General features: G+C 69.6%; 7 protein-coding genes. 4 read left to right on the top strand and 3 right to left on the bottom strand.

Annotation, left to right across the window (positions count from 1 at the left end):
* Positions 1–133 precede the first annotated feature (133 nt).
* On the bottom strand, positions 134–1,189 hold the full coding sequence (locus IZR01_RS45850; protein WP_194899945.1) for a C40 family peptidase: 1,056 nt from the start codon (positions 1,187–1,189) through the stop codon (positions 134–136).
* Between the two features lie 209 nt (positions 1,190–1,398).
* Between IZR01_RS45850 and IZR01_RS45845 the strand changes: the two genes are divergently transcribed.
* On the top strand, positions 1,399–3,168 hold the full coding sequence (locus IZR01_RS45845) for an ABC transporter ATP-binding protein (protein ID WP_194899946.1): 1,770 nt from the start codon (positions 1,399–1,401) through the stop codon (positions 3,166–3,168).
* Between the two features lie 331 nt (positions 3,169–3,499).
* Positions 3,500–4,714 carry a calcium:cation antiporter gene (locus tag IZR01_RS45840; RefSeq protein WP_194927492.1) on the top strand — a complete coding sequence of 405 codons (1,215 nt, stop codon included), beginning with the start codon at positions 3,500–3,502 and terminating at the stop codon, positions 4,712–4,714.
* A gap of 38 nt (positions 4,715–4,752) precedes the next feature.
* On the opposite strand, the gene IZR01_RS45835 is transcribed toward IZR01_RS45840, so the two are convergent.
* Positions 4,753–6,318, bottom strand: coding sequence for a long-chain-fatty-acid--CoA ligase (locus IZR01_RS45835; protein WP_194927491.1), 1,566 nt, complete (start codon positions 6,316–6,318; stop codon positions 4,753–4,755).
* Positions 6,319–6,425: 107 nt separating this feature from the next.
* Complete coding sequence (locus IZR01_RS45830; protein ID WP_194927490.1) at positions 6,426–7,592, bottom strand: acyl-CoA dehydrogenase family protein; 1,167 nt, start codon at positions 7,590–7,592, stop codon at positions 6,426–6,428.
* 247 nt (positions 7,593–7,839) lie between these two features.
* Between IZR01_RS45830 and IZR01_RS45825 the strand changes: the two genes are divergently transcribed.
* Together IZR01_RS45825 and IZR01_RS45820 are read left to right on the top strand one after the other, a co-directional pair.
* The gene (locus IZR01_RS45825; RefSeq protein WP_194927489.1) at positions 7,840–8,553 is read left to right on the top strand and encodes a TetR/AcrR family transcriptional regulator; all 714 of its coding nucleotides are present in this window, start codon (positions 7,840–7,842) and stop codon (positions 8,551–8,553) included.
* Positions 8,554–8,734: 181 nt separating this feature from the next.
* Positions 8,735–8,924: hypothetical protein (locus IZR01_RS45820; protein ID WP_194927488.1), on the top strand; the 190-nt coding region annotated here is incomplete at its 3' end.

Raw genomic sequence — 8,924 nt, 5'->3', positions numbered from 1 at the left:
GCCCAGCCCAGCCCCTAAACGAACACCGGCCGCGTCCCCTCAAACGAGAGGACCACGACCGGCAAGCGTTCAACCAAGCGTTCATCAGCACGCACAGGAGCGGATCCGAAACCCAGACCCGAAACCAGACCCCCTACGGCCGCACGATCCCATAGATCGGCATCTCATTCAGCGACGCGTACTGCACACCGGCACTCGGGTTCGCAGCGTGGATGATGGTCCCATTCCCCACGTATATCCCCACGTGGTGCGCATCCGAGTAGTAGATCACCAGGTCCCCTGGCTGGATCTGCGACTCCGACACCTTCGGGAAGTCGGCGTACTGGTCGCGCGAGCCGTGCGACATCATCACGCCGGCCTTGCCCCAGGCCGCCATCGTCAGGCCGGAGCAGTCGTAGGCGTTCGGTCCGGCGGCGGCCCAGATGTAGGGCTTGCCGACCTGTGCCTTGGCGAACGCCACCGCTATCGCGGCGCGGGCGTCGCTGGGGATCGGCAGGTTGCTGATGGTGCTCTTGGAGACGCCGCCGCCGGAGGTGCTGTTGACCAGCTTGTTGTACTGCGTGCGCTGGGAGGCGGTGAGTTGGTCCAGGAGGTTCTGGGCCTGCTTCTCCTTGGCGTCGATGTCAGCCTTCTGCTGTCCCATCGTGGTGCGGGTCTTGGCCAGCTGTGCCAGCTCGTCGCTGGCGCTGGCCTTGTCCTGGTTCAGCTGGCGGGCGATCTCCGCGGCGGTCGCCATGGTGGCCATCTTGCTGCCGGTCACCTGGGCCTGGGCGGTGGCCTGCTGGAGGAACTGGTCCGGCGACTGCTGGAGCATCAGTTCCAGGGTGCTGTCGACGCCGCCGTTCTCGTACTGTGCGGCGGCCAGGCCGCCCAGCGAGCTGCGGGCGGAGTCCAGTGAGCCCTGCTCCGCGGTGATGCGGGCCTGCAGCTGGGTCACCTTGGTCTGCAGGTCGTTCAGGCTCGTGTTGGCCTCGTTGTAGGCCTCCGACGCCACCTCGGCCTGGTCGTGGAGCTTGTCCACCTGCGCCTTGACGTCGTTGATGTTCGCATTCGGGTCGGCCTCCGCGGTCGGGAGCAGAGCCACCGAGCCCGCCGCCGCCGTCGCCAGCGTCACCGTCATCGCGGTCCGGGAGACCGGAACGTACTTCTTGGGCGCGCGATGGGCCGCTTCCTTGGCCGACGTCACCATGTTTGTAAGCCTCCGCTTCGCCGAAAGGTCGGGACCACCATAGCCCCACGGAGGGAAGCGGAACAGAAAGTCTCGGCAAAGTTGGCGAGCATGAGACAACGCCCGAGCACCCCGACCGCGCTGTGAAACGCGGCTGACAAGGCTCGACAGGCTCTGGAAGACTTGATCCGTATATCCCGTCCGACAGCAAGTATTCGCGGAGTGCGCTCATGGCTTTGCCATCCGCCGATCCTCTCGACCACCACTACCGGGGCGAGCACCCGATCCGTACGCTCGCCTACCTCTTCCGCGAGGACCGGGGCCGGCTGACCGTCGGCGTCCTCGCCTATTTCGTCAAGCACAGCCCCACATTCCTGCTCCCGTTGGTGACCGCGGACGTCATCGACATCGTGGTGAAGCACCGCCCGATATCCGGCCTCTGGATCGATTCGGGCATTCTCCTCGTACTGCTCCTGTTCAACCTTCCCGGGCACCTGCTGTACGTCCGCTGCTTCAGTCACTCGATCCGGCGGATGGGCGTCCGGCTGCGCTCGGCGCTGGTCTGGCGGCTACAGCACCTGACCATCGGCTACCACTCGCGGGTCAGCGCCGGCGTGCTACAGGCCAAGGTGATCCGGGACGTCGAGGCCATCGAGCAGGCCGCGCAGCAGACCTCCGACACCGGCATCGGCGCGCTGGTGACGATGACCGGCGCGACCGTCATCATCGCCTTCCGCGACCCGGTCTGGTTGCCGGTGTTCGCCGCCCTGGTGCCGATCACCGTGCTGCTGGCGATGGCGCTGCGCAAGCCGATGAAACAGGACAATGAGTCCTTCCGGGAGGAAGTGGAGCAATTGTCCTCGCGCGTCGTGGAGATGACGAACCTGATCCCCATCACCCGCGCACACGGCCTGGAGCGCGACGCCTACCGGCGGGTGGACGGCACACTGCGCCGCGTACTCGCCGCCGGGCTGCGCCTGGACCTGATCAACGGCAAGTTCGGCGCGATGGCCTGGATCGCGTTGAACTTCATGGGCGTGGCGTGCCTCACCGGCGCCGCGTACGCCGCCTACACCGGGACCCTGGGCACCTCACCCGGCGACGTGGTGATGCTCAGCGCGTTCTTCACCACGCTGGTCGGCTCGGTCACCGCGCTGATGAACCTGACCCCGGTCATCACCCGGGGGCTGGCCTCGGTGCGGTCCGTCGGCGAGGTCCTCCAGGCCCCGGACATCGAGGAGAACGAGGGCCGCGAGGCCGTCCAGACCGTCCGCGGCGAGTTCCGCTTCGAGGACATGACCCTGGAGTACCCGGATGCCGACCGGCCGTCGGTCGCCGACTTCGATCTGGTGGTGCGCCCCGGGGAGACGGTCGCCTTCGTCGGGGCCTCCGGAGCCGGCAAGTCGACGGTGCTGAACCTGGTCATCGGATTCATCCGGCCCACCGCCGGCCGGATCCTGCTGGACGGCCGCGACATGGCCGGGCTGGACCTGCGGACCTACCGCAAGCACCTGTCGATCGTGCCGCAGGAGACGACGCTGTTCGACGGGACGATCCGGGACAACGTGCTCTACGGTCTGACCGGCGTCGACGACGAGGAGTTGCGCAAAGCGCTGCGCGACGCGAACGCGCTGGAGTTCGTCGAGCGGCTGCCCGACGGCCTGGACACCCGGGTCGGGGAGCGGGGCGCACGGATGTCCGGCGGCCAGAAGCAGCGGCTGGCGATCGCCCGGGCCCTGGTCCGCGATCCGCGGGTGCTGATCCTGGACGAGGCCACCTCGGCCCTGGACACCCAGTCCGAGCGGCTGATCCAGGAGGCGCTGGGCCGGCTGGTCGCCGGGCGCACCACCTTCGTCGTGGCGCACCGGCTGTCCACCGTGCGCAACGCCGACCGGATCGTGGTGATGGAGGGCGGCCGGATCGTCGAGACCGGGACGCACGACGAGTTGGTGGCGCGGGACGGGGCCTATGCCGCGTTGCACGGGGTGCGGGCTTCGTAGCCGCTTCTTCGTAGCTCCTCTCAGTCCCCTGCGGGGATCGCGCTCGGGGCCGGCGCCGTCGAGTCATCGGCGGCGCCGGTCGCGCTTTCCGGGGCCGGGGACGGAGCCGGGGACGGAGCCGGGGACGGAGCCGGAGCCGGGGTTTGACGGCGCTCAGCGGTCACAGCACGCCGCGACCCGCCGCCAGATCCCGGCAGTGCCCCGCAGATGCCACTACGGTCCCTCACGGCCCCCACGGCCCCTGCGATCCCCCGCGATCGCCCGAGGCCGTTCCCCCATTCGGACGACTGGACTTGGCCCGGCCCGCCCGGCTGCCTGATCGTGGCCTGCGATGAGCACGTCAGCCGAGCAGCGCCTGCCCGCGTGGGCGGTATGGTCCAACGCCCTCCCGGTCTTGGCCGCGGTGCTGCTCGCGTTCACCTGGGGCCGCGACATGCCGCCGTGGGTGGTGGCGGTGATCGCCGCGTTCCTGGTCGGCGCGGTGCTGGCCGCGGTGCACCACGCGGAGGTGGTCGCGCACCGGGTCGGGGAGCCGTTCGGGTCGCTGGTGCTGGCGGTCGCGGTGACGGTGATCGAGGTGGCGCTGATCATCACCATGATGTCGGCGAAGGGCGCCAAGGGGGCCGGGCTGGCCCGGGACACGGTGTTCGCGGCCGTGATGATCACCTGCAACGGCATCGCGGGGATGTGCCTGCTGCTCGGGGCACTGAAGCGGGGACTGGCCCGGTTCAACGCCGACGGGACCTCGACGGTGTTCGGCGCCATCATCACGCTGGCCGGGCTGACCCTGGTGCTGCCGACGTTCACCACGTCGCAGCCCGGGCCGGAGTTCAACAACACCCAGCTGACGTTCGCCGCCCTGGCTTCGATCGCGGTGTACGGGCTTTTCATCAGCGCGCTGACGGTACGGCATCGGCCGGACTATCTGCCGGTGGGGGCGGCGGCCGGGGCGGGTGCGCCTGCGGACGTCGCCGACTCCGCCGACCCCGCTGACTCTGACTCCGATTCTGACTCCGACTCTCATGGCGACGACGACCCCGACCGCGGGTCCGATTTCGGCGAAGACGGCCACGAGGGCGAGCCCCCGACCAAGCGCGAAACCCTGACCAGCCTGGCCCTACTCCTCCTAGCCCTGGTCGCGGTGGTCGGGCTGGGCAAGGGCGTGTCCCCGACGATCGAACGCGGCGTGGACCGCGCCGGGCTGCCGGCGTCGGTGGTCGGCGTCGTGATCGCGCTGATGGTGCTGCTGCCAGAGGCGATCGCGGCGGTGCGGGCGGCGCAGCGGGACCAGGTGCAGACCAGCCTGAACCTGGCTTTGGGGTCCGCGATGGCCAGCATCGGGCTGACCATCCCGGCGATCGCGGTGTCCACCGTGTGGCTGTCCACTCCCCTGGTCCTGGGGCTGGACGCGAGCCACATGGTGCTGCTGGCGATGACCGTGGCGGTCGGGTCGCTGACGTTCGTGCGGGGGCGGGCCACGTTGGTGCAGGGTGGCGTGCACTTGGTGTTGTGCGCCGGGTACCTGGTGCTGGCGTTCAGTCCGTGATCGTGGAGTTAGAAGTCGTTTAGTCGGTTATCGAACAGTCATTCCGCAGGCTTGCTGAACCGATCGCGCAGCTCGCGCTTCAGCACCTTGTGGCTGGGGCCGAGCGGGAGCGCGTCCACGAACTCGACCCGGCGCGGGTACTTGTGGCGTCCCAGGTGCTCGTCGCCGTAGGCGAGGATCTCCTCGGCCGAGGGCACGCCCGCCCCGGCCACCACGACCGCGACGATCTCCTCGCCGTGGACGTCGTCCGGCACGCCGATGACGGCGACCTCGGTGAGGCCCGGCATGCGCAGCAGCGTGTCCTCGACCTCGCGCGGGTAGACGTTGAACCCGCCGCGGATGATCAGGTCCTTGGTCCGGTCGACGATCGAGATGAAGCCGTCGGCGTCCCGGCGGCCCAGGTCGCCGGTCCGGAACCAGCCGTCGACGACCGCCGCCGCGGTGGCCTCGGGGCGGCCGAGGTAGCCGGTGAAGACGTTGTGGCCGCGGATCACGATCTCGCCGAGCTCACCGCGGGGCAGGAGCCTGATGGCGTCCAGGACGTCCGGGTCGGCGACCTCCACGTCCACGCCCCACAGCGGGTGGCCGACCGTCCCGGCCCGGGTGCCGATCGAGAGCTGGTTCACCGAGGCCACCGGCGAGGTCTCGGACAGGCCGTAGCCTTCGAGCACCTTCGCGCCGAACGCCGCCTCGAACCGCTCCAGCACCGGCACCGGGAGCGAGGCGCCGCCGGAGACACAGCGGCGCAGCTGGGGCATCGTCCCGGCCCGGGCCGCCGCCTCGACGAGGGTGACGTACATGGTCGGGACGCCGTGGAAGGTGGTGACGCGTTCCTTGGCCATCAGCGCGATGGCCGCGTCCGGGTCGAAGCGGGGCAGCAGGACGACGGTGGCGCCGAGGCGCCAGGTGGCGTTCATGCTGACGGTCTGGCCGAAGGTGTGGAACAGCGGGAGCGAGGCCAGGACGATGTCGTCGCGGCGGACTTCGTCGCGGGCGTCGTAGGCGTCGGTGGTCGCGTTCATCACCAGGTTGAGGTGGGACAGGACGGCACCTTTGGGGGTGCCGGTAGTGCCGGACGTGTAGAAGATGACGGCCGGGTCCTCGGGCTGGCGGGTGACGAAGGTGGGGAGCGGGGTGGCCTGCTCGGTCAGTTCCTCCAGACGGCCGTCGGGACCGGCCGTGAGGAGTCTGACCCCGGCCCGCTCGGCGGCCTTGGCGGCGGTCTCGGCGCACATCGCGTGCGCGATGAGCAGGCTGGCGCCGCTGTCGCGCAGGACGGTCTCGGCTTCGTCCGCCGTGAGGAGGAGGTGCACGGGGACCACGACGCCGCCGGCGGCGAGGATCGCGTAGTAGGCGCGGGGGAACTCGATGGTGTTAGGGCACATCAGGGCGACTTTGTCGCCGGGCTTGACGCCTGTTTCTGGGCCTGTACCTGTGCCTTGTGCTGCGTCTTTACCTTGTCCGGCAAGGGCGCCGGCTTGTCGGAGGACCTGCTGCCAGAGTTCGGCGAAGGTGAGGCGGTGGTCGCCTTCGATCAGCGCGATGTGGTCCGGACGGCGCCAGGCGGGCTCGGCGAGGATGCTGGCCAGCGATAGGGAGGTCATGGCTGCTCGCTTCCGGTCGGGTGCGCTTCTCTTGCTTTTACTTCTTGTATCGCTTCTTGTATCTCTGGCTGTATCTCTGGGCGTCTGTCTCGCTCCCCTTGATCGTCTCAGAAGGCACTGACGCCGGTGAGGGCGCGACCGAGCAGCAGCTTCTGGATCTGGGAGGTGCCCTCGTAGAGAGTCAGGACCCTGGCATCGCGCAGGTACTTGCCGACGGGGTATTCGTCGATGTAGCCGTAGCCGCCGAAGACCTGGATGGCATTGTTCGCGGCGCGGACGGCGGCCTCGGAGCAGAAGAGTTTGGCGGTCGAGGCGGCGGTCGCGTAGGGCTGGCCGCGTTCGATGAGGTCGGCGACGCGCCAGACCAGGAGGCGGCCGGCGTCCAGGTCGACGGAGATGTCGGCGAGCATCTCCTGGACCAGCTGGTAGTGCGCGATGGACTTGCCGAACTGGTCGCGCTGGGTGGCGTAGTCGACGGAGGCGTTGAGGCAGGCCTGGATCAGCCCGACGCAGCCGGCGGCCACGGACATGCGGCCCTTGTCCAGGGTGGACATCGCGATCTTGAAGCCCTGGCCGATCTCGCCGAGCCGGGCCTCGTCGGGGACCCGGACGTCTTCCAGGACGAGTTCGGCGGTGGCCTGGCCGCGCAGGCCGAGCTTGCCCTTGATCTCGCGGGCCTGGAAACCGGGTGTGTCGGTGGGGACCAGGAAGGCTGTGATGCCGCGCGGGCCGTCGTCGGGCTGGCCGTCCTTGTTGCCGGTGCGGGCGAAGACCAGGGCGACGTCGGCCCAGGTGCCGTTGGTGATGAAGATCTTGGAGCCGGAGATACGCCAGCCGTCGCCGTCCTTCACGGCCTTGGTCTTCAGATGACCGGCGTCGGAACCGTTGCCGGGCTCGGTGAGGCCGAAGCAGCCGAGGGCGTCGCCGGCGGTGAGCTTGGGGATCCAGTGGCGCTTCTGCTCCTCGGTGCCGTATGCGAGCAGCGGCTTGGTGACCAGGCCGAGCGAGACGGAGACGATGCCGCGCACGGCCGTGTCACCCCGGCCCAGCTCTTCCATGACGAGGCAGTAGGCGAGGTGGTCGCCGGCCGAGCCGCCGTACTCCTCGGGGATGGTCATGCCGAGGAAGCCCAGGTCACCGAGCCGCTTCACGATGCCCCGATCCACGGCCTCGGCCCGATCCCAGGCGGCGGCGTTCGGGATCAGCTCACGGTCGGTGAAGTCGGCGGCGAGGGCGCGGATCGCCTCGTGTTCGTCGGTGAGGGTCAGGTCCATCGGGCACCTCGGGGTTGCGGAAACTAGCGCCGGGAGTTTTCTTGAACGTAGTCGGGAGAAACTAGCGGCGCAAGGTTTGGTGGGGGGTTTACTGGGTTCTCGGGCGGCGTGGGGGTTGGGGTTCTTTTGACGCCAGCGCCAGCGCCGACGCCGAACGCCGATGCCGACGTCGGCGCCCGATGTCGATGTCGACACCGGTACCGACGCCGCACCGCGAGGCGCCACGTTACGAGGAGAAGGAGACGCCATGGCTCGGCCACGTACGCCGCTGCTCAGCCGCGACGGCATCGTCGCCGCCGCGCTGGCCCTGGTCGACGCCGAGGGGTTGGAGGCGCTGTCGACGCGGCGGCTGGCGGCGGAGTTGGGGGTCAGCGGGCCGAGTTTGTACAACCACGTGGCGACGAAGGATGAGCTGATCGACGCGGTGGTTGACTGCGTGGTGGCGGGGGTGGATGTCTCGGCTTTCGCGGGGTTGGCGGGCGCGACCGCGACCCCGACCCCGACCGCGACCGCGACCGCGACCGGCGAGGAGCCAGCGTGGCGCGGGGCCTTGGCAAGGTGGGCGCGTTCGTATCGTGAGGTGCTGGCCGCGCACCCGAACGTGGTACCCGCGTTGGCGCGTGGGTCGGGACGCCGTCCGGCGCAGCTACGGATCGCCGACGCGGTGTTCGGCGGGCTCGTGGACGCCGGGTGGCCACGCCGCGAGGCGACGAGTATCGGTGCCCTGATGCGCTCGCTGGTGATCGGGTCGGCGCTGGGGTCGTTCGCGGCGAGTTTCCCGGCCGACGCGTCGGTCTACGCGGGCGTCTATCCGCACCTCAACCAGGCACACCTGCTCGCCGAGCACCAGCGGGAGATCGACGACCGGGCTTTCGAGGTCGGGCTCGCGGCCATACTCGACGGGCTGGAGATGCGGCTGGCAGCGTTGCGGGCTGGCGAATCGGGCGGCACGCGGGGGTAGTACGTCGGCAGCCTGATGTATTAGATCAGTGGCCTGATACCTCCGGGGCCTGTGCCGGCGCGGCGAACGGCCCCGGCTGCCGGCGGGACAAACTCCCGCGAACAGCCACTCCTCACACCCCCGCGCTGAGATTTCGCCAACCCGGTTCCGCGCACGCGCCGCATCCGGCATGCTTCGCGCTGTGGCGGTCTCAGACAACGCGGCGACCGGCGGTGCCGACCCCAGCGAACCACCGCCGGACGCCCTCATACAGGCGACGACGGCACTCCTGTCAGCAATCACCGCCATCACACTCCCCCTCGACCTCCCCACCGCCGACCCGGCACGCCGCGCCCGCACCGAGATCGAGCACCTCCTCACCGCGCCAATCC

This window comes from Catenulispora pinisilvae, from assembly GCF_015356865.1.
GTDB classification, from domain to species: Bacteria; Actinomycetota; Actinomycetes; order Streptomycetales; family Catenulisporaceae; genus Catenulispora; species Catenulispora pinisilvae.
This window is presented reverse-complemented; position numbering and strand designations above follow the sequence as displayed.